Genomic DNA, 20,031 nt, shown 5'->3' with positions numbered 1-20,031 from the left:
GCTCATCCCGAGACGTTCGCGTCGAATGTCACCAGCACGTAGGTGCCCAGCACCAACGTGAACCCCATCGACAGCAGCAGCAGGCTGTTGAGCCAGAACCGGGTGGAGTTCTTGCGGCTGTAGTCGTCGATGATGGTGCGCAGGCCGTTGCCGCCGTGCAGCTGCGCCAGCCACAACAGCGCCATGTCCCAGATCTGCCAGAACGGCGAATGCCAGCGCGCCGCCACGTAGTTGAAGTCGATGCGGTACACGCCGTCGTCCCACATCAGCATGATGAACAGGTGCCCGATCGCCAGGAACACCAGCGCGATCCCGGAGAACCGCATGAACAGCCACGCGAACTTCTCGAAATTGGGGATGCCCGCCCGGCGGCGCGGCGAGCGGGGGTTGTCCAGGCTGGCGGGGCGGTCGTAGAAGCGCTGCCTGACCGGGGCCTGCTGGCCGCGACCGAGCTGCAGGTCGGGGCTCACCGGAAGTGCTCCAGGATGTGGATGGCGGTGACCACGCCGGCCGGCACCATCAGCAGCAAGAACACGATGCCGACGATCCAGAACATCAGCCGCTGGTAGCGGGGACCCTGTGACCAGAAGTCGATCAGGATGACCCGGATCCCGTTCAGCCCGTGGAAGAGCACCGCCGCGATCAGGCCGTATTCCATCAGCCCGACGATCGGGGTCTGGTAGTCACCGATCACGGCGTTGTAGGTCTGCGGATTGACCCGCAGCATGGCGGCGTCCAGGACGTGGACGAACAGGAAGAAGAAGATCGTCGCGCCGCTGATGCGGTGCAACACCCACGCCCACATGCCGGGATCGCCCCGGTACAGGGTCCGGGGTGGTCGCCGCTTGCGCGAAGGCGCCGGCGCCTGCGTGCTCACCAAGTCCTCACCCCTTCGGACGAACTCCAGCCAGCCGATTCAGCCTAACCCTGCCAGTGGCGGCCGCCGCCGAACAGTCCCGCAGGCGAATTGTCGTGTCAGGGTTAGGGTGGCTCTCACAACTGGGCCGATACGGTGAGGTGGTCGGTATGCCCGAAGTCGATTGGAATGCGCTGCGGGACAAGGCGATCCAGGCGGCGGCGGGGGCCTACGCACCCTACTCGCGATTCCCGGTGGGCGCGGCCGCACTGGTCGACGACGGGCGCGTCGTCACCGGCTGCAATGTGGAAAACATCTCATATGGCCTTGGTCTCTGCGCCGAATGCGGCGTGGTGAGCGCCCTGCACTCCACCGGCGGGGGCCGGCTGGTGGCGCTGGCGTGCGTGGGCGCGGACGGACGCCCGCTGATGCCGTGTGGGCGCTGCCGGCAGGTGCTGCTGGAGCACGGCGGCCCCGGGCTGCTCGTCGACCATCCGGCCGGGCCGCGCCGCCTCGGCGACCTGCTGCCCGACGCCTTCACCGCCGACCTGCCGCGGGAGCGCCCGTGAAATTCGATGCGCCGACGGTGATCCGGATCAAACGCGACGGCGGGCGGCTCTCCGACGCCGCCATCGACTGGGTCATCGACGCCTACACCGACGGCCGCGTCGCCGACGAACAGATGTCGGCGCTGCTGATGGCCATCGTGTGGCGCGGCCTGGACCGCGGCGAGCTGGCCCGATGGACGGCGGCGATGCTCGCCTCGGGGGACCGGCTGGACTTCGGCGACCTGGGCGTGCCCACCGTCGACAAGCACTCGACGGGCGGCGTGGGGGACAAGATCACCCTGCCGCTGGTGCCCCTCGTCGCCGCCTGCGGCGCCGCGGTGCCCCAGGCGTCGGGCCGCGGGCTGGGGCACACCGGCGGCACCCTGGACAAGCTGGAGTCGATAGCCGGGTTCACCGCACGGCTGTCCAACCGGCGGGTGCGCGACCAACTCGCCGGCGTCGGCGCGGCCATCTTCGCCGCCGGGGAGCTGGCCCCGGCCGACGCCAAGCTGTACGCGCTGCGCGACATCACCGCGACCGTCGAGTCGCTGCCGCTGATCGCCAGCTCGGTGATGAGCAAGAAGCTGGCCGAGGGGGCGGGCGCGCTGGTGCTCGACGTGAAGGTCGGCTCCGGGGCGCTGATGGCCTCCGAGGCGGCCAGCCGCGAGCTGGCCCACGCCATGGTGGAGCTGGGCGCCGCGCACGGGGTGCCCACCCGGGCGCTGCTGACCGACATGAACCGCCCGCTGGGCGCGACCGTCGGCAACGCGCTCGAGGTGGCCGAGGCGCTCGAGGTGCTGGCCGGCGGCGGCCCTCCCGACGTGGTCGAGCTGACTTTGCGACTGGCCGCCGAGATGCTCGAGCTGGCCGGGATCGGTGACCGCGATCCCGCCGCGGCGCTGCGCGACGGCACCGCGATGGACCGGTTCCGCCAGCTCATCGCCGCCCAGGGCGGCGACCTGTCGGTGCCGCTGCCGGTCGGTTCGTGTGCCGAGACCGTGACCGCCGCCCGGGGCGGCAGAATGGGCGATATCGACGCGATGGCGGTGGGGCTGGCGGCTTGGCGGCTCGGCGCGGGCAGGTCCCGTCCGGGCGATCCGGTGCAGCCGGGCGCGGGGATCCGGATCCACCGCCGCCCCGGGGACCCGGTCGCGGCCGGTGAGCCGCTGTTTACCCTCTACACCGACACCCCCGAACGCCTCGGCGCCGCGCTGGCCGAACTGGACGGCGGCTACAGCGTCGACCAGGAGCCCCCGGCCGCGCGGCCGCTGATCATCGATCGGATCGCCACGTGACATCACCACTGGACCTGAACCAGATCAAAAAAGCCCCCAAGGCGCTGCTGCACGACCACCTCGACGGCGGCCTGCGCCCGTCGACCGTGATCGACATCGCCGGCCAGACCGGCTACGACGGGCTGCCCGCCACCGAGGTCGACGAGCTCGCCAAGTGGTTCAGCACCCGCTCGCACAGCGGCTCGCTGGAGCGCTACCTGGAGCCGTTCTCGCACACCGTCGCGGTGATGCAGACGCCCGACGCGCTGTACCGCGTCGCCTACGAGTGCGTGGAAGACCTGGCCGACGACTCCGTCGTCTACGCCGAGGTCCGCTTCGCCCCGGAGCTGCACATCGACCGGGGCCTGTCCTTCGACGAGATCGTCGACGCCGTGCTGGACGGTTTCGCCGCCGGCGAGAAGGCGTGCGCCGCGGCCGGCCGCCCGATCAAGGTGCGGCTGCTGGTCACCGCGATGCGCCACGCCGCGGTGTCCCGCGAGATCGCCGAGCTGGCGATCCGGTTCCGGGACAAGGGCGTCGTCGGGTTCGACATCGCCGGCGCCGAGGCCGGCAACCCACCGACGCGGCACCTGGACGCCTTCGAATACATGCGAGACCACAACGCGCGCTTCACCATTCACGCCGGTGAGGCGTTCGGGCTGCCGTCCATCCACGAGGCGATCGCGTTCTGCGGCGCCGACCGGCTGGGCCACGGGGTGCGCATCGTCGACGACATCGAGGTCGCCGAAGACGGGCGGGTACGGCTGGGCCGGCAGGCATCGATCTTGCGGGACAAGCGAATTCCGCTGGAACTGTGTCCCAGCTCGAACGTGCAGACCGGCGCGGTCAACAGCATCGCCGAGCACCCGTTCGACCTGCTCGCCCGTACCCGGTTCCGCGTCACCGTCAACACCGACAACCGGCTGATCAGCGACACCACCATGAGCCTCGAAATGTCGCGGCTCGTCGAGGCTTTCGGCTACGGGTGGAGCGACCTCGAGCGGTTCACCATCAACGCGATGAAGTCGGCGTTCATCCCGTTCGACGAGCGGCTGGCGATCATCGACGAGGTGATCAAGCCGCGGTACGCGGTGCTGATCGGCTAGCGCGTCAACCGGGTGCCGGAACGGCGGCCCATCAGTGCCTCGTAGATCGCGATCAGCACGACCGCGGCGCCGACCCCGATGAAGAAGGGAATCCAGGCGATTCCGCCGTTGGCGTTGTGGTAACCGAACTGACCGGCCACAACCGAACCGATCAGCCCGCCGACGGCGCCGAGGAGGACCGTCATGATCATTCCGATGTCTTGCTTGCCTGGCATGACCAGACGCGCCACCACACCGATGATCGCGCCCACGATGATCGCCAGGATGATTGAGCCAATCATTGCTGCTCCCTTGCTGCTCCTGCTGTCGCGGCTCCCCGAGTGGGCGCCGTTACGACAGCGGGTTCCCCTAACCGCCGCGCTTGTAACACAATTCGGCCGGGCCCATGCGCCGCCGCCGGTTGACGAATAGGCTGACTCGACATGAGGCTGCCGCTGCTGGGCCCGGTGTCGCTGACCGGCTTCCAGAACGCCTGGTTCTTCCTGGTGTTGCTGGTCGTGTTGCTGGTGATCGGGATCTACGTCGCGGTGCAGTTCGCGCGGCGCCGCCGCGTGCTGCGGTTCGCCAACATGGAGGTGCTGGAACGGGTCGCGCCGCTGCGCTCCGGGCGGTGGCGCCACGTGCCGACGATCCTGCTGGCCACGTCGCTGGTGCTGCTGACCACCGCCATGGCGGGGCCGACGTCGGACATCCGGATTCCGCTCAACCGCGCGGTCGTGATGCTGGTGATCGACATCTCGGAATCCATGGCCTCCAACGACGTCGCCCCGACCCGGCTGGCCGCGGCGAAGGAGGCCGGCAAGAAGTTCGCCGACGAGCTGACCCCGGCCATCAACCTCGGGCTGGTCTCGTTCGCGGCCAACGCCTCGCTGCTGGTCTCCCCGACGACCAACCGCGGCGCGGTCAAGGCGGCGATCGACAGCCTCAAACCGATGCCGAAAACCGCGACGGGGGAAGGGATTTTCACCGCGCTGCAGGCGATCGCCACGGTCGGCTCGGTGATGGGCGGCGGCGAGGGGCCGCCCCCGGCGCGGATCGTGCTGGAGTCCGACGGCGCCGAGAACGTGCCGCTGGACCCCAACGCCCCGCAGGGCGCGTTCACCGCCGCGCGGGCGGCCAAGGCCGAGGAAGTGCAGATCTCGACGATCTCCTTCGGCACGCCGTACGGCACCGTCGAGTACGAGGGCGCCACGATTCCCGTCCCCGTCGACGACCAGACGCTGCAGGAGATCTGCAAGATCACCGACGGCCAGGCGTTCCATGCCGACAGCCTGGAATCGCTGGAGAGCGTGTATTCGACGCTGCAGCGCCAGATCGGCTACGAGACCGTCAAGGGCGACGCCAGCGCGGCCTGGATGCTGCTCGGGGCGGTGCTGCTGGCCGGTGCCGTCCTGGCCGGCCTGGCGCTGAACAGCAGGCTGCCGTCGTGAGCCTTGAGGCGTTGAGTCTGCGCTGACGGCGGGCCCCACTCGCACTTTTCCTGCGCGGGCGCAGAATCAACCGCAATCAAACGGGCAGGCGCCGGTTGATCAACAGGGCCAGCGCCGTGGCGATCAGCGCAGCGATCACCCCCAGGCGCAGCCACCCGGCGCTGCCGGGCCCGGGCACCACCCGAAACCCGATGTCGTTCTCGATGGCGTCGTAGCTCTTGTTGAGCTCGCCGAGGTTGGTGGCGGTGTAGGACTGGCCGCCGGAGAGCCGGGCGATCGTTTTCATCTGGTCCGTGGACACGGGAACGGCGACGCGCTGCCCGTCCATCTCGATCTCGCCGCCCTTGGTGCCGAACGAGATCGTCGAGATGGGCACGCCCTGGTCCTTGGCCAGCCGCGCGGCGGTGTAGGCGCCGTCGTGCGGGTCGCTGGGGTTGGTGGGCTTGTTCTCGCCGCCGTCGGACAGCAGCACGATGCGCGCCGGCGGCGGGGTGTCGCCGCCGGTGATGGCCGCGGCGCCGACGGCGTGCAGGGCGGTGAAGATCGCCTCGCCCGTGGCGGTCCCGTCGGCGAATTCGAGCTTCTTCAGCGCGTCGATCGTCGCCTGGTGCTGCGGGGTCGGGGGCACCAGCAGGTAGGGCGTGCCGGCGAAGCCGACCAGCCCGAGGTTGATGCCCGGCGTCAGCTGGTTGGCGAACTGGGTGGCCGCCTGCTCGGCCGCCTTGAGCCGGTTGGGTTCGACGTCGGTGGCCCGCATCGAGTTCGACATGTCGATGACCAGCACGATGCAGGCGCGGTTGCGCGGGATGCGCATGTCGTGGGTGGGGGTGGCCAGCGCGATGGTCAGCAGCAGCAGGGACAGCAGCGCGGCCGCGATCGGAAGGTGCCGCCACCACGACTGCGGCACCTCGGCCTCGGTGAACCGGCGCAGTCGGCGCAGGCGCCGGGCCTGGACCACGACGTAGAACGCGAGCAGCGCCACCGGGACGAGGGCGAACAGCAGCATGCCCGGGCGGTGAAACCCGTACAGCGGCAGTGGCCCGATCCCGGGAAGCGACACGTGCCTATTCCCGCCTGAGCCGACCCTCGACGAATTGCTCGAGCTTCTCCCACTCGCGGACCGCCGCCGCGTACGGCGGCGTGGGCTTGGCGACCTCATCAGGCTCCAGCACGTGGCCCACCAGCTTGCCCAGCGGCCGCCCGGCGTCCAGCGCCTTGTCGACCGCGGGATCCTCGGAGTAGTCGCCGATGTCGCGGAGCAGCTCGACGGCCAGGTCGAGCTGGTCGCGGTCCACGGCGTCGGGCCCGTCGGCGAAGTCGTCGGCCAGGCCGCTGAGCACGTAGATGTTGTCGTCGGTGACCTCGACGGCCAGCGAACCGTCCGTCGCGGCGGTGCGGATGTCGTCGTAGGTGCTCAGGTCGGCCAGGTCGTGGTCGTGCTCGTCGGCGAGGTAGCGCGCCAGCGCCCGCTCGGAGCTGAACACGCTGATCCTCCCGTTGCGGCCCAGGAAGATCGGACGGTCGTCCAGGTAGCAGCGCAGCGTGTGGAACGTCCCCGCGCTGGTCATGATCCGGATCGGGTCGATGCCCACCTGGACCCAGAAGTCCTCGTCGCTGCCCAGCACGACGGTGTCGCCGGCCGCGCGGGTCTCGTCTTCCTCGGGGTCCTCGTCGTCCGCGGCGTCCTCGGGTTCTGCCGCGGACTCCTCGACCGCCTCCTCGACTTCGTCTTCCTCGGGCTCTTCGGGGGGTTCTTCCGCCAGTTCCTCGGCGGCCTTGGCCGAGTACTCGACGTCGACCTCGGGGGAGCTGACCAGCTCGTCGATCGCGGCGAGCACGTCGTCCCAGCTGCGCCCGATGACCTCGGCGATCGCATTCCAGCGCTTCTGGCCCGCCTTCCCGGTGAAGGTGTCGATCCCGCCGGCCACCGTGCCCAGGTTGGGGTTGCCGTTGAAGAACTTCGCCACCGCCGGCAGCTCGCACACCGACCCGATCGACGACACGATGGACAGCGCGCCCGCCAGCGAGGTCACCGACTCCTCCGTCGGCTTCTCGGACACCAGCTCCTCCACGGCGACCAGGTCGAACTGCTTGTCCGCCGCGGGCTGGAAGGCGTGGGCGTGCGCCGACGTCAGGTCCGGCCACCCCGGGTGGTCGACCAGGTCGTTGTCGGTGTCGCGGCGCACGAATGCCACCAGATCGGCGATGGACTCGAAACCGTAGAGGTCCTCGTCCTTGCCCAAAAACGCCTCCCACTCGTCGCCGGCGTCGCGCCAACGGGGTGCCCACACGGTGTAGCGGTCACCGGCGGACAGGCTCAGGCGGATCGGCACGAGGTCAGCAGCCATGCGGCACAGAATAGCGACGGACGGCGAAGGTGCCCGGCTCGGCCATCACGGCGCCCGGTGTCAGGCGGCCCAGATCGTCGCGATCGGGGCCGCTCCGGCCGCGTAACCGATCTTGGGCAGCCCGTACATCTGCTCGAGCGTGGCCAGCACGCTGTAGTGGTTGATCTGCTCGGTGTAGGTGCCGGGCTGAACGTGCCCGCCGTAGATCAGCGTCGGGATCTGGTTGCGGGGGCTGCCGTCGTCCTCGTCCCACGTCACGATGAGCAGGCTGTTGTTGGCCGCCGCCCAGTTGGCGTACCCGGACAGCGCCCGGCCCAGCCACGCGTCGCCCTGCGCGATCGAGCCGTCGTGCATGTTGTTGTCGTTGTTGGGGATGACGAACGACACCGTTGGCAGGCTCGCGTAGTTGCCCATCGGGAAGGCCGAGAACGGCACCGAGGCGGCCGGCGGCACGTTGCTGAAGTTGGCCCAGGGCACGTGCTTGCGCGCGTACTTGCCCGCGCTGCACACCGGCGAGCCCACGGCGGGCAGGCTTTCGGCGTAGCCGACGAATGTGTAACCGGCGGAAAGCAATTGGGACGCCAGGTTGGGGGTCGCGCCGGCGTTGACCGGGCACACGTCCTTGGTCACCCCCAGCGTGCTGCCGGCGAACAGCGCCAGGTAGTTCGGCTCGCTCGGGTGCGTCTCGGCGAACGACTGCGCCATCATGGCCCCGTTTGCGGCCAGCGCGTTGAGGAACGGCGCCGACTTGTTGCCGACGATGTTGGTCTGGGAGCGGTTCTCCTCGATGACGATCACCACGTGCGCCGGATGCGGCAGCGCGGCCGCCCGCAACGCCACCCGCGGCGACATCGACACGAGGGTCACCAGCGCCGCCAGCGTGACCGCGCCGACCAGCCGCAGCGCACCCTCGATTCGGCTCAGCACGCGGGGAGTATATGGGCGCATTCGGCGCTGAGCCGGCGCCGACGCGAGCGTGTCCGCGCGGCTTTAGCCAACCGGGGCCGGATCGTTATATAGGGTCAAACCCCGTGGAGGTGCGCGTCGTCGATCACCCGCTGGCCCTCGCCCGGCTGACCACGCTGCGCGACGAACGCACTCCCAACGCCGCCTTCCGCGCCGCGTTGCGCGACCTGACCCGGATGCTGGTGTACGAGGCCACCCGCGACGCGGGCCGCGAGACCTTCCCGATCCGCACGCCGGTCGCCGAGACGCTCGGGGTGCGGCTGGCCAACCCGCCGCTGCTGGTGCCGGTGCTGCGCGCCGGGCTCGGCATGGTCGACGAGGCGCTCGAGCTGCTGCCGGAGGCGCGGGTGGGGTTCGTCGGGGTCGCCCGCGACGAGCAAACCCACCGGGCCACGGGCTATCTCGCGTCGCTGCCCGACGACCTGGCCGGCCTGCCGGTGATGGTGCTCGATCCGATGCTGGCCACCGGCGGGTCGATGACCCACACGATCGACCTGCTGCACCGCCGCGGCGCGTCGGGGATCGCCGTGTTGTGTGTGGTGGCCGCGCCGGAAGGCATTGCCGCCCTGGACAAAGCGGCGCCCGACGCGCGGCTGTTCACCGTGGCCGTCGACGACGGGCTCAACGAGATCGCTTACATCGTGCCCGGTCTCGGCGACGCGGGCGACCGCCAGTTCGGTCCGCGCTGACTCACCAGCGGCGCACCTCGGCCACCAGTGCGTCGCGCAGGGCGCGCGCCCTCGCCCGGGCCGCCGGCAGGTCGTCGGTCGGGGTGCGGCGAATCTCCAAGTAGCACTTCAGCTTCGGCTCGGTTCCCGACGGGCGCACCACCACCCGCGCCGACGTGTCGCCGTCGCCGCCGGTGAAGATCAGCGCGTCGCCGATGTCGTCGACGGTCGCGGGGAAGCCGGCCATGCTGTCCGGCGGGGCCGCCCGCAGCCGCCGCATCAGCTCGGCCGCCTCGGCGGGGTCGGCGACGCGGCGCGATACCGCGGCGACGTCGTGCACGCCGTGGATTCGCGCCAGCTCGTCGAGCCGGTCGGGCACCGAACTGCCGGCCCCGTGCAGCGCGGCCACCAGGTCGCACACCAGCACCGCGGCGCTGATGCCGTCCTTGTCGCGCACGGCGTCCGGGTCGGCGCAGTGGCCGATCGCCTCCTCGTAGGCGTAGACCAGGGTGCCGCCGGGCACTTCCGCGTCGGCGCGCGCCAGCCACTTGAAACCGGTGCGGGTCTCGACGTGGGTGGCGCCGTAGCGCGCGGCGATCGCGGCCAGCATCCGCGACGACACCACCGTGCTGGCGACTACCGGCGTCCCGAGTGGCTGCTGTTGCGACAGCAGGTAATCGCCCAGCAGCCAACCGGTTTCGTCGCCGGACAGCATCCGCCAGCGCGTGGCTTCGGGTATGCCGACCGCGCACCGGTCGGCGTCGGGGTCCAGCGCGATCGCGACGTCGGCGCGCACCTCGGCGGCCAGGGCCAGCAGCGCGTCGGTGGCCCCCGGTTCCTCGGGGTTGGGGAACGCGACGGTGGGGAAGTCGGGGTCGGGCGCGAACTGGGCGCCGACGGTGTGCACCTGCTCGAATCCCGCGCGGTGCAGGGCCTCGACGGCCACCTCGCCGCCCACCCCGTGCAGCGCGGTCAGCGCCACCCGCACCGATCCCGTCGCGCGGCGCACCGCGGCCGCGCGCGCGACGTAGCGCTCGACCAGGTCGCCGTCGGTGGGTGCGACGGGTGTGCGGGCGATCCGGTCGGCCGGGGGAGCGGCGGCCATCGCGGCCTCGATCCGGCGGTCGGTCGGGGAGACGATCTGGACGCCGCCATCGAAGTACACCTTGTAGCCGTTGTCGGCCGGCGGATTGTGCGACGCGGTGATCTGCACCCCGGCGGCCGCGCCGGTGTGGCGCACCGCGAACGCGACCACCGGCGTGGGCACCGGCCCCGGCAGCAGCAGGACGGAAAACCCTTCGGCGGCAAGCACTTCGGCGGTGACGGTGGCGAACGCCGCTGAGCCGTGCCGGGCGTCGCGGCCGACGATCACCGTCGCGCCGGCGTGGCCGTGCTCGGTGAGCACGCGGGCCACCGCCCACGTCGCGCGCGACACCACCGCGACGTTCATGGCGTCCGGCCCGCCGCGCACCGGGCCGCGCAACCCCGCCGTGCCGAACGTGAGCGGGCGGGCGAACCGCGCCGCGAGGTCCTCGGGGCCGCAGGCGGCCAGCTCGGCCGCCGTCCCGGGGTCCGGATCGTGTGCGATCCACTCCTCGGGGGTCACGTGCCTACAGCCGGCTCACGACGCCGGCCAGCAGTGCGCCCATCCGGCCGGCCGACGCGGTCCCGACGGCCAGCACGTCGGCGTGGGCCAACGGCTCTCCGGTGATCCCGGCGGCCAGGTTGGTCACCAGCGACACCCCCAGCACCTCGGCGCCGGCCTCGCGTGCCGCGATCGTCTCGTGCACCGTGGACATGCCGACCAGGTCGGCGCCCAGGACGCCCAGCATCCGGATCTCCGCGGGCGTCTCGTAGTGCGGGCCGGGCAGGCCGGCGTAGACGCCCTCGCTCAGCCGCGGGTCGGTCTCGCGCGCCAGGTCGCGCAGGCGCGGCGCGTAGGCGTCGGTCAGGTCCACGAAGCGCGGGCCGACCAGCGGCGAGCGGGCCGTGAGGTTGAGGTGGTCGCTGATCAGCACGGGCTCGCCGATGGCGAGGTCGGGGCGCAGCCCGCCCGCGGCGTTGGTGAGTACCACCGTGCGCACGCCGGCCGCGCAGGCCGCGCGGACCGCGTGCACAACGTGACACAGGTCGTGCCCCTCGTAGGCGTGCACCCTCCCGACCAGCACCAGCACCCGGTGCGCGCCGATGCGCATCGACAGCAGCTCGCCGGTGTGCCCGACGGCGGTCGGTGGCGCGAAGCCGGGCAGTTCGGCCTGGGGCAGGGCGGCGGTCGGGGATCCCAGGGACTCCACCGCCGGCCGCCAGCCGGACCCGAGAACGACGGCGACGTCGTGCTCGTCGACCCCGGTGCGTTCGGCGATCGCGACCGCCGCCCGCCGCGCCAGGTCGTAGGGGTCGCTCACACTGGGCGAGCTTAGTTGCCGAAGAAGCCCGCCAGCGCGTCGCGCAGGTTGGAGATGCCCGACGTGAAGCCGGTGGGCGCCGAGTTCAGCAGGCCGCTGATCGCGCCGAGGCCCGAGTTGAAGACGCCCGAGACGTAGTCGCCGGTGTTGCCGATCCCGGAGGCGTTGTCGCCGGAGTTGTCGAAGCCGGAGCTGCCCACGCCCGCGTTGCCGAAGCCCGAGCTGACGCCCGGCCCGGTGAACAGGTGGCCCACCCCGGTGTTCAGGTCGCCGGAGTTGAAGATCCCCGTGTTGATGCTGCCCGAGTTCCAGAAGCCGGTGTTGTAGTTGCCCGCGTTGAACGCGCCGGTGGCGTAGTCGCCCGAGTTGAACAGCCCCGTGTCCGTCGAGCCCGAGTTGAACAACCCCGTGGCGAAGTTGCCCGCGTTGGCGAGGCCCGAGTTGAACTGGCCCGAGTTGCCGATGCCGATGTTGCCCGTGCCCGAGTTGAAGAAGCCGATGTTGTTGGTGCCCGAGTTGCCGAACCCGATGTTGCCGACGCCGGAATTCAGGCCGCCGGCGAAGTTGATGCCGATCTGGTGGTCGCCGCTGAGCCCGATGCCGATGTTTCCGTTGCCGGTGTTGCCGAAGCCGAAGTTGCCGCTGCCGAGGTTGCCGAAGCCGAAGTTGTTGCCGCCGAAGTTGCCGAAGCCCAGGTTGTAGCTGCCGTTGTTGCCGCTGCCCAGGTTGTAGCCGCCGATGTTGCCGCTGCCGAAGTTCAGGTTGCCGATGTTGCCGCTGCCCAGGTTCCAGAAGCCGAAGTTGCCACTGCCCAGGTTGACGTCGCCGAGGTTGCCGCTGCCCAGGTTGAGCCAGCCGCCGTTGCCGCTGCCCAGGTTCCACGCGAGCTGGTTGCCGATGCCCAGGGTCAACAGCTTGAGGTTGCCGACGCCCCCGATGTTGATGCCCGGGATGTTGTCCAGCGGCCCGAAGAAGTTGTCCAGCATCTTCAGGGGCGGCCACGACGCGATCTGGTCGGCCGCCGCGGACGCGCCGGCGTGGTAGTCGACCATCGCGGCGATGTCCTGGGCCCACATCTGCTCGTACTCGGCCTCGGTGGCCGCGATCGCGGGGGCGTTCTGGCCGAACAGGTTCGACATCACCAGCGACACCAGTCCGCTGCGATTGGCGTCGACCACCGCCGGGTGCACGGTCGCCGCCAGCGCGGACTCGAACACCGCGGCCACCGACTGGGCCTGCGCGGCCGCGTTCTGGGCCTGGGCGGACGCCGCGCTCAAGAAGCCCGCGTACGGCGTGGCCGCCGCCATCATCGCCGCCGACGCCGGGCCCTGCCACGCCTGACCCGTCAGGCCGGAGGTCACCGACGCGAACGACGACGCCGCCGTCGCCAGCTCGGAGGCCAGCCCGTCCCAGGCCGCCGCGGCCTCCAGCATGGGTGCCGACCCCGCCCCGATGAACATGCGCAACGAGTTGACCTCGGGGGGCAGCACCAAAAAACTCATCGGGGATCCCTTCTGCTGGAGACCGGCTAATTGAACAGACGTCATATAGATAGCAGAATTACATACTTTCAGTCCACTCGAACGCGCTACAGCAGGTTGAACGGTTTGGTTGACCGGGCGGGATCGCGGCGGTGGGATACTGCGAGGGTGCCCACCGCCCCGATAGACCCCCTGGACACGGTCGAGGACCTCGTGCGGCGGCGTGGCGGCGATCTCGTCGAGTTGTCCCACGCCATCCACGCCGAGCCCGAGCTGGCGTTCGCCGAGCACCGCAGCTGCGCCAAGGCCCAGGCGCTGGTCGCCGAGCGCGGCTTCGAGGTCACCGCGCGGGCCGGCGGCCTGGACACCGCGTTTCGCGCCGACTTCGGCAGCGGGCCGCTTGTGGTCGGGGTGTGCGCCGAGTACGACGCGCTGCCGGAGATCGGGCATGCGTGCGGCCACAACATCATCGCGGCGTCGGCCGTGGGCGCCGCGCTGGCGCTGGCCGAGGTGGCCGACGAGCTGGGTCTGCGGGTGGCGCTGCTGGGCACCCCGGCCGAGGAAGCCGGCGGCGGCAAGGCGCTGCTGCTGCAGGCCGGGACCTTCGACGACGTCGCGGCGGCGGTGATGGTGCATCCGGGGCCGACCGACATCGCCGCGGCCCGCTCCCTGGCCCTGTCGGAAGTGGTGGTGGACTACCGTGGCAAGGAATCGCATGCCGCCGTCGCGCCGTTCCTGGGCGTCAACGCCGCCGACGCCGTGACCGTCGCGCAGGTGGCCATCGGGGTGCTGCGCCAGCAACTGGCGCCGGGCCAGCTGGCGCACGGGATCGTCACGAACGGCGGGCAGGCCGTCAACGTCATCCCCGGCCGCGCGACGTTGCAGTATGCGATGCGGGCCGTCGACTCGGATTCGCTGCGAGAGCTGGAGGGCAGGATGTTCGCGTGCTTTGCCGCTGGTGCGTTGGCGGCCGGCTGCGAATACGAAATCGACACCCCGGCACCGCCATACGCGGAACTTCGGCCCGACCCGTGGCTGGCCGGCGTTTGCCGCGACGAGATGCGCCGGCTCGGGCGCGAGCCGCTGGCCCCCGAGATCGAGGCCGGGATTCCGATGGGCAGCACCGACATGGGCAACGTGACGCACGTGCTGCCGGGGATCCACCCGGTGATCGGGGTCGACGCCGGCGGGGCCACCGTGCACCAGCGCGCCTTCGCCGCGGCGGCCGCCGGACCCAGCGCCGATCGCGCGGTCGTCGACGGCGCAATCATGTTGGCGCGCACCGTCGTTCACCTCGCCACGGATCCCGGCCAGCGCGACCGTGTTTTGGCGGCCCGCGAGCAACGGGCGGCGTCATGAGCCTCGTCGACACCGCCGAATCGTGGTTGGCCGCGCACCACGACGACCTGGTCTCGTGGCGCCGGCACATTCACCGCTATCCGGAGCTGGGCCGGCAGGAGTTCGCCACCACCCAGTTCGTCGCCGAGCGGTTGGCGGATGCGGGGCTCAACCCGAAGGTCCTGCCCGGCGGGACCGGGCTGATCTGCGACCTCGGCCCCGAGCACGAGCCGCGGATCGCGCTGCGCGCCGACATGGACGCGCTGCCCATGGCCGAGCGCACCGGCGCGCCGTACACCTCGACGATGCCCAACGTCGCGCACGCCTGCGGGCACGACGCGCATACCGCCATCCTGCTGGGCACGGCGCTGGCGCTGGCGTCGGTGCCGGAGCTGCCGGTCGGGGTGCGGCTGATCTTCCAGGCCGCCGAGGAGCTGATGCCCGGCGGGGCGATCGACGCCATCGCGGCCGGCGCGCTGGCCGGGGTGACGCGGATCTTCGCGCTGCACTGCGACCCCCGGCTCGAGGTGGGCAAGATCGCGGTGCGGCAGGGCCCGATCACCTCGGCGGCCGACCAGCTGGAGATCACGCTGTATTCGCCCGGCGGGCACACCTCGCGCCCGCACCTGACCGCCGACCTCGTCTACGGCCTGGGCACGCTGATCACCGGGCTGCCGGGGGTGCTGTCGCGCCGCATCGACCCGCGCAACGGCACGGTGTTGGTGTGGGGCGCGGTCAACGCCGGCGTGGCGCCCAACGCGATCCCGCAGACGGGCGTGCTGGCCGGCACCGTGCGCACCGCGAGCCGCCACACCTGGGTGGCGCTCGAGGAGATCATCCGCGAGACCGTGACGGCGCTGCTGTCGCCGCTGGCGATCGAACACACGCTGCAATACCGCCGCGGCGTGCCGCCGGTGGTCAACGAGGATGTGTCGACGCGCATCCTCACCCACGCGATCGAGGCCGTCAGTCCCGACGCGCTGGCCGACACCCGGCAGTCCGGCGGCGGCGAGGACTTCTCCTGGTACCTCGAGGAAATCCCCGGCGCGATGGCGCGGTTGGGCGTGTGGTCGGGCGTGGGGCCCCAGTTGGACCTGCACCAGCCGAACTTCGATCTCGACGAGCGGGCCCTGGCGATCGGCCTGCGCGCGCTGGTCAACATCGTCGAGCAAGCCGCGCTCTTCTAGCTCCTCTAATCCGCGAGCGTGCGCGTCTGTACGCGACACGCCGCGTGCGGGTGGCATTTTGGGGTCGCTCGGCGGGTGAATTGTGGGCGTTGACGTTTGGCTCGACCATTGCCGGCATGCATTCAGGGCTCGACCGATTACTCGATGCACAGGGCGGAGTGGTCACATCCGCCCAGTCGCTGGCGTTTGTCACCCGCCGCGAACTAGAGCAACTGCTGAAATGCGGTGTACTGCAAAAGGTTTGGCATGGCATTTACGGCCATGGCGAGGTTACCGTTGCGTTGCGATTGCGCGGGCTGGACCTTTCGACGCGCACGAGAGTCGCCGTATGCCTCTGCACCGCGGCGGCCGCTTACGGCTTCGATACCGAACGACCGGGGGAGTTGCACGTCCTCAATCCCGGCGGCCGCCACGTGCGATCCGCCGACGGGCTGTTCGTGCACCGGCGCGACGGGGCGCCGCTGACCCTGGTTGAAGGACGGCCGGCGACGACGCCCGCCTGGACGGCAATCGAAGTCGCCCGGGCCCTGCGCCGGCCCAGGGCGCTGGCGACGCTGGACGCCGCGCTGCGCAGTGGCACGTGCGACCGCCCGGCACTGACCCGGGCCGTCCGGCGGCAGTCCGGCCGGCGCGGGATCGTCATGGTCCGCGAATTGCTGGATCTGGCTTCGCCGCTGGCCGAGTCGCCGATGGAAAGTGAAGCGCGGCTGGTGATGATCGACGGCGGCCTGCCCCCGCCCGTTCTGCAGTACGAGGTGGTGGATTTGCGGGGGCGCGTCTGGCGGCTCGACTACGCGTGGCCGGAATATCGGGTCGCCGCCGAATACGACGGCGTGGATTGGCACAGCGGGCCGGAGGCGTTCCGGCGGGACCGGTTCCGGACGGCCGCGCTTCAGGAGCTGGGTTGGACGATTGTGCCGGTCGTTTTCGAGGATGTCCGTTACCGGCCCGACGAACTGGTGCAGCGGCTCGACGCGCAGTTGGGGCGTGCGAAGGTGGCCTGAGCGCCCGCAAAATGCCAGGCGCACCGGCGTGTCGGTGTACCGACACGGGCGCTCGCGCGAGCGGAGGCTAGGGCTGCCCGTTGGCGCCGAACAGCAGCCCGCCGGTGCCGCCGGGGCCCGGCGCGCCATCGGTTGCTCCGGTCCCAGCGACGCCCCCGTTGCCGCCGATGCCGATCAGTACGGCGTTGCCGCCCGGGCCGCCATTTCCTCCCATAAGCCCGCCGAATCCGCCCGCCCCGCCCGTGCCACCGCTGCCGATGAGCCCGGCCGTCCCGCCGGCCCCACCGATCCCGCCGAATGGGCCCAGGATGCTGAGCCCGCCGATACCTCCGGCTCCGCCGGAGCCGAAGAGCATGCCGCCGACGCCACCGTGTCCACCGGGGCCGCCGCTGCCGGTGCTGGAGACTCCGCCTGCACCGCCACCACCGCCCGAGCCGATCAGCCCGGCGGCGCCGCCGGCGCCGCCGGTGCCGCCCATGCCGGTGCCCGTCGCAACGCCCCCGTCACCACCGGTTCCGCCGGAGCCGTGCAGCAGGCCGCCGGCCCCGCCGATGCCGCCCGCGCCGGCGGTGCCGGTGCTGGACTGTCCGCCGGCCCCGGCGGCCCCGCCGTTGCCGAACAACACGGCGTTGCCGCCGGCTCCGCCCAGGCCGCCGCTGCCGCCCAGGGCGGCTATCCCGCCCGGCCCGCCAAGCCCGCCGTTGCCGAAGAGTCCCGCGTTGCCGCCCGGCCCGCCGGCCCCGGCGTTGCCGGGGCTGGCGCCGCCGGGCCCGCCGGGCCCGCCGTTGCCGACCAGCAGCCCACCGGCCCCGCCGGCGCCTCCCGTCCCGCCGACCCCGCCCGCCCCACCGGCGCCGCCGTTGCCGAACAGCCCGCCGGGCCCGCCGGCGCCGCCGGGCACCCCGGCCGAAGTGCTGGCGCCGCCGTTGCCGCCGTCGCCGTACAACAGACCCCCGGGGCCGCCGGCCTGGCCCACCCCGGCGACCGTCGTCCCGTTGGCGCCGTTGCCGATCAGCGGGCGTCCGAACAGGGCCTGAGTGGGCGCGTTCACCGCGCCCAGCAGCTCCTGCTCCAGGGCCTGCAGCGGCGACGCGTTGGCGGCCTCGGTGGCGGCATAGGCCCCCGCACCCGCGGTCAAGGCCTGCACGAACTGGCCGTGGAACGCCGCCGCCCCGGCGCTGATCGCCTGGTATTCGGCGGCGTGCGCGCCCAACAGCGCCGCGACGGCCTGGGACACCTCGTCGGCGGCCGCGGCCACCAGCCCCGTTGTCGGGGCCGCCGCCGCGGCGCTGGCCGTGGCGATCGTCGAACCGATGCCGGCCAGATCCGTCGCCGCCGACTCGACCATTCCGGGTGCCGCGAAAACAAACGACATGGCGTGGCCTCCGCTCTCGTCGCGCTTTAGCCGCCGGTGCCCGGGCCGATGTTGCGGGCCGGGCGCGTCCGCAGGCCGTGCACGTAATCCTCTGGCGCACCGGCAATTTCGGCCGCGTCGGCCATCACCCCGAGGTAACGCGCCGACGGCAGGCCGCCCTCCCAGGCGTCCAGCACGTACAGCCACGCCAGCACCGGGTCGGTGGTGGTGTCCGACGAGATGCGTTCCACCCGGCAGCGGATCTTCTTGTGCACCCCGAACTCCGAGCCCTCCCAGCGGTCGAGGTTGTACTCGTCGGCCGGCGTCATGTCGTAGAGCACGACGAACACCTTCGAACCCGGGTCCTCGACAATCGTGGCCAGCGCGCCTTCCCAGCCGATGTCCTCGCCGCCGAACGTCAATCGCCACCCGTGCAGCCACCCCGTACCGGCCATCGGCGAGTGCGGTGCGCGCTTGAGCATCTGCTCGGGATCCATGTTCGACCCGTACGCGGCGTAGAGCGGCACGGGGAAAGCTTAAACGCCGCGCGCCCGCGCGCTATTCACCCGAGGGTTTCGCGGCGTCCATTAGGTTGGGAAACGTGGTGACCCGCATCGTGATCCTCGGCGGGGGGCCGGCCGGTTACGAAGCCGCGCTGGTCGCCGCGACCTCGCATCCGGACACAACTCACGTGACCGTGATCGACTCGGAAGGCATCGGCGGGGCGGCCGTGCTGGACGACTGCGTGCCGTCGAAGACGTTCATCGCCTCCACCGGGCTGCGCACCGAGCTGCGCCGGGCGCCGCGGCTGGGCTTCGACATCGACATCGACGACGCCAAGATCTCGTTGCCGCAAATCCACGCCCGGGTCAAGACGCTGGCCGCCGAGCAGTCGGCCGACATCAAGGCCCAGCTGCTCGGCATGGGCGTGCACGTGGTCGACGGCCGGGGCGAGCTCGTCGACTCCACGCCCGGCCTGGCCCGCCACTGCGTCAAGGCCACCGCCCCCGACGGCACCACCAGCGAGCACGACGCCGACGTCGTGCTGATCGCCACCGGCGCCAGCCCGCGGATCCTGCCGTCGGCCGAGCCGGACGGCGAGCGGATCCTGACGTGGCGGCAGCTCTACGACCTCGAGGCGCTGCCCGAGCACCTCGTGGTGGTGGGCTCCGGGGTCACCGGCGCCGAATTCGTCAGCGCCTACACCGAGCTGGGCGTGCAGGTGACCGTGGCCGCCAGCCGGGACCGGGTGCTGCCCTACGAGGACGCCGACGCCGCCCGGGTGCTCGAGGAATCCTTCGCCGAACGCGGCGTCAGGCTGGTCAAGAACGCCCGGGCCGAGTCGGTCACCCGCACCGACGCCGGGGTCCTGGTCACCATGACCGACGGGCGCACCGTCGAGGGCAGCCACGCCCTGATGACGATCGGGTCGACCCCCAACACGAGCGGCCTGGGCCTGGAGCGGGTCGGCATCGAGCTGGGCCGCGGCAACTACCTGCGGGTGGACCGGGTGTCGCGGACGTCGGTGGCCGGCATCTACGCGGCGGGCGACTGCACCGGGCTGCTGCTGCTGGCGTCGGTGGCGGCCATGCAGGGCCGCATCGCGATGTATCACGCACTCGGCGAGGGCGTCAGCCCGATCCGGCTGCGCACGGTGGCGGCGACGGTGTTCACCCGGCCCGAGATCGCCGCCGTCGGGGTGCCGCAGTCGATGATCGACGACGGCTCGGTGCCCGCCCGCACGATCATGCTGCCGCTGCGCACCAACGCGCGGGCGAAGATGTCGGGCCTGCGGCAGGGCTTCGTCAAGGTCTTCTGCCGCAAGTCCACCGGCGTGGTGATCGGCGGCGTGGTGGTGGCGCCGATCGCCTCCGAGCTGATCCTGCCGATCGCCGTGGCCGTGCAAAACCGCATCACCGTCAACGAGCTGGCGCAGACGCTGGCCGTCTACCCGTCGCTGTCCGGTTCCATCACCGAGGCCGCGCGCCGGCTGATGGCCCACGACGATCTGGACTGAAAGCCGCCCGAAAACCAACTAGCCTGGGTGCAGCCTTGCTACCGACGAG

At 71.5% G+C, this 20,031-nt stretch carries 20 protein-coding genes; 9 read left to right on the top strand and 11 right to left on the bottom strand.

Annotation, left to right across the window (positions count from 1 at the left end):
• Positions 1-2 precede the first annotated feature (2 nt).
• Positions 3-458, bottom strand: coding sequence for a succinate dehydrogenase hydrophobic membrane anchor subunit (locus AC5Y4Z_RS21540; protein WP_499967100.1), 456 nt, complete (start codon positions 456-458; stop codon positions 3-5).
• An 8-nt stretch (positions 459-466) separates the two neighbouring features.
• Positions 467-805: a succinate dehydrogenase, cytochrome b556 subunit gene (sdhC, locus tag AC5Y4Z_RS21535; protein ID WP_499967098.1), complete on the bottom strand. Its 339-nt coding sequence runs from the start codon at positions 803-805 to the stop codon at positions 467-469.
• A gap of 221 nt (positions 806-1,026) precedes the next feature.
• Here sdhC and AC5Y4Z_RS21530 point away from each other — a divergent pair, with 221 nt between their 5' ends.
• Genes AC5Y4Z_RS21530 through AC5Y4Z_RS21520 form a run of 3 tightly spaced genes read left to right on the top strand, consistent with a single transcriptional unit; the run spans position 1,027 to position 3,784 of the window.
• Complete coding sequence (locus AC5Y4Z_RS21530; protein ID WP_499966863.1) at positions 1,027-1,425, top strand: cytidine deaminase; 399 nt, start codon at positions 1,027-1,029, stop codon at positions 1,423-1,425.
• Positions 1,422-2,699, top strand: coding sequence for a thymidine phosphorylase (locus AC5Y4Z_RS21525; protein ID WP_499966862.1), 1,278 nt, complete (start codon positions 1,422-1,424; stop codon positions 2,697-2,699). Before AC5Y4Z_RS21530 ends, AC5Y4Z_RS21525 begins: the two co-directional genes overlap by 4 nt.
• Entirely contained in the window at positions 2,696-3,784 is a 1,089-nt protein-coding gene (locus AC5Y4Z_RS21520; protein WP_499966860.1) for an adenosine deaminase, read from the top strand. Before AC5Y4Z_RS21525 ends, AC5Y4Z_RS21520 begins: the two co-directional genes overlap by 4 nt.
• Here the strand turns inward: AC5Y4Z_RS21520 and AC5Y4Z_RS21515 are convergent.
• Positions 3,781-4,065 (bottom strand): GlsB/YeaQ/YmgE family stress response membrane protein, encoded by a 285-nt coding sequence (locus AC5Y4Z_RS21515; RefSeq protein WP_499966858.1) that lies wholly within the window; start codon positions 4,063-4,065, stop codon positions 3,781-3,783. The two genes, AC5Y4Z_RS21520 and AC5Y4Z_RS21515, sit on opposite strands and share 4 nt — an antisense overlap.
• A gap of 141 nt (positions 4,066-4,206) precedes the next feature.
• On the opposite strand from AC5Y4Z_RS21515, the gene AC5Y4Z_RS21510 reads away from it, so the two are divergent.
• Positions 4,207-5,214: a VWA domain-containing protein gene (locus AC5Y4Z_RS21510; RefSeq protein ID WP_499966856.1), complete on the top strand. Its 1,008-nt coding sequence runs from the start codon at positions 4,207-4,209 to the stop codon at positions 5,212-5,214.
• A 76-nt stretch (positions 5,215-5,290) separates the two neighbouring features.
• Here AC5Y4Z_RS21510 and AC5Y4Z_RS21505 read toward each other — a convergent pair whose 3' ends face one another.
• The 3 genes from AC5Y4Z_RS21505 to AC5Y4Z_RS21495 are packed head-to-tail and all read right to left on the bottom strand — an operon-like array spanning position 5,291 to position 8,510.
• A complete protein-coding gene (locus AC5Y4Z_RS21505; protein WP_499966854.1) occupies positions 5,291-6,274 on the bottom strand; it encodes a VWA domain-containing protein in 984 nt (327 codons plus the stop codon).
• 4 nt (positions 6,275-6,278) lie between these two features.
• Complete coding sequence (gene satS / locus AC5Y4Z_RS21500) at positions 6,279-7,562, bottom strand: protein export chaperone SatS (protein WP_499966852.1); 1,284 nt, start codon at positions 7,560-7,562, stop codon at positions 6,279-6,281.
• Between the two features lie 60 nt (positions 7,563-7,622).
• Entirely contained in the window at positions 7,623-8,510 is an 888-nt protein-coding gene (locus AC5Y4Z_RS21495; protein ID WP_499966850.1) for an alkaline phosphatase family protein, read from the bottom strand.
• An 83-nt stretch (positions 8,511-8,593) separates the two neighbouring features.
• Between AC5Y4Z_RS21495 and upp the strand changes: the two genes are divergently transcribed.
• A complete protein-coding gene (upp, locus tag AC5Y4Z_RS21490) occupies positions 8,594-9,217 on the top strand; it encodes a uracil phosphoribosyltransferase (RefSeq protein ID WP_499966848.1) in 624 nt (207 codons plus the stop codon).
• Between the two features lies 1 nt (position 9,218).
• Here upp and AC5Y4Z_RS21485 read toward each other — a convergent pair whose 3' ends face one another.
• The 3 genes from AC5Y4Z_RS21485 to AC5Y4Z_RS21475 are packed head-to-tail and all read right to left on the bottom strand — an operon-like array spanning position 9,219 to position 13,103.
• The gene (locus tag AC5Y4Z_RS21485; RefSeq protein ID WP_499966846.1) at positions 9,219-10,802 is read right to left on the bottom strand and encodes a phospho-sugar mutase; all 1,584 of its coding nucleotides are present in this window, start codon (positions 10,800-10,802) and stop codon (positions 9,219-9,221) included.
• Between the two features lie 4 nt (positions 10,803-10,806).
• The gene (locus AC5Y4Z_RS21480; protein WP_499966844.1) at positions 10,807-11,601 is read right to left on the bottom strand and encodes a purine-nucleoside phosphorylase; all 795 of its coding nucleotides are present in this window, start codon (positions 11,599-11,601) and stop codon (positions 10,807-10,809) included.
• A gap of 11 nt (positions 11,602-11,612) precedes the next feature.
• Positions 11,613-13,103 carry a PPE family protein gene (locus AC5Y4Z_RS21475; protein WP_499966843.1) on the bottom strand — a complete coding sequence of 497 codons (1,491 nt, stop codon included), beginning with the start codon at positions 13,101-13,103 and terminating at the stop codon, positions 11,613-11,615.
• 162 nt (positions 13,104-13,265) lie between these two features.
• On the opposite strand from AC5Y4Z_RS21475, the gene AC5Y4Z_RS21470 reads away from it, so the two are divergent.
• The 3 genes from AC5Y4Z_RS21470 to AC5Y4Z_RS21460 all read left to right on the top strand — a co-directional run bounded on the left by AC5Y4Z_RS21470 (position 13,266) and on the right by AC5Y4Z_RS21460 (position 16,611).
• Positions 13,266-14,441 (top strand): amidohydrolase, encoded by a 1,176-nt coding sequence (locus AC5Y4Z_RS21470; RefSeq protein WP_499967096.1) that lies wholly within the window; start codon positions 13,266-13,268, stop codon positions 14,439-14,441.
• Positions 14,438-15,607 carry a M20 family metallopeptidase gene (locus AC5Y4Z_RS21465; RefSeq protein WP_499966842.1) on the top strand — a complete coding sequence of 390 codons (1,170 nt, stop codon included), beginning with the start codon at positions 14,438-14,440 and terminating at the stop codon, positions 15,605-15,607. Before AC5Y4Z_RS21470 ends, AC5Y4Z_RS21465 begins: the two co-directional genes overlap by 4 nt.
• 116 nt (positions 15,608-15,723) lie before the next feature.
• A complete protein-coding gene (locus AC5Y4Z_RS21460) occupies positions 15,724-16,611 on the top strand; it encodes a type IV toxin-antitoxin system AbiEi family antitoxin (RefSeq protein WP_499966841.1) in 888 nt (295 codons plus the stop codon).
• A 67-nt stretch (positions 16,612-16,678) separates the two neighbouring features.
• Here AC5Y4Z_RS21460 and AC5Y4Z_RS21455 read toward each other — a convergent pair whose 3' ends face one another.
• Both AC5Y4Z_RS21455 and AC5Y4Z_RS21450 read right to left on the bottom strand, forming a co-directional pair.
• Positions 16,679-17,986, bottom strand: coding sequence for a PE family protein (locus tag AC5Y4Z_RS21455; protein WP_499966840.1), 1,308 nt, complete (start codon positions 17,984-17,986; stop codon positions 16,679-16,681).
• Between the two features lie 26 nt (positions 17,987-18,012).
• The gene (locus AC5Y4Z_RS21450) at positions 18,013-18,492 is read right to left on the bottom strand and encodes a gamma-glutamylcyclotransferase family protein (protein ID WP_499966839.1); all 480 of its coding nucleotides are present in this window, start codon (positions 18,490-18,492) and stop codon (positions 18,013-18,015) included.
• Positions 18,493-18,566: 74 nt separating this feature from the next.
• Here AC5Y4Z_RS21450 and AC5Y4Z_RS21445 point away from each other — a divergent pair, with 74 nt between their 5' ends.
• The gene (locus tag AC5Y4Z_RS21445; RefSeq protein WP_499966838.1) at positions 18,567-19,982 is read left to right on the top strand and encodes an NAD(P)H-quinone dehydrogenase; all 1,416 of its coding nucleotides are present in this window, start codon (positions 18,567-18,569) and stop codon (positions 19,980-19,982) included.
• Positions 19,983-20,031: the final 49 nt, after the last annotated feature.

Source organism: Mycobacterium sp. NGS63, assembly GCF_059812295.1.
This window is presented reverse-complemented; position numbering and strand designations above follow the sequence as displayed.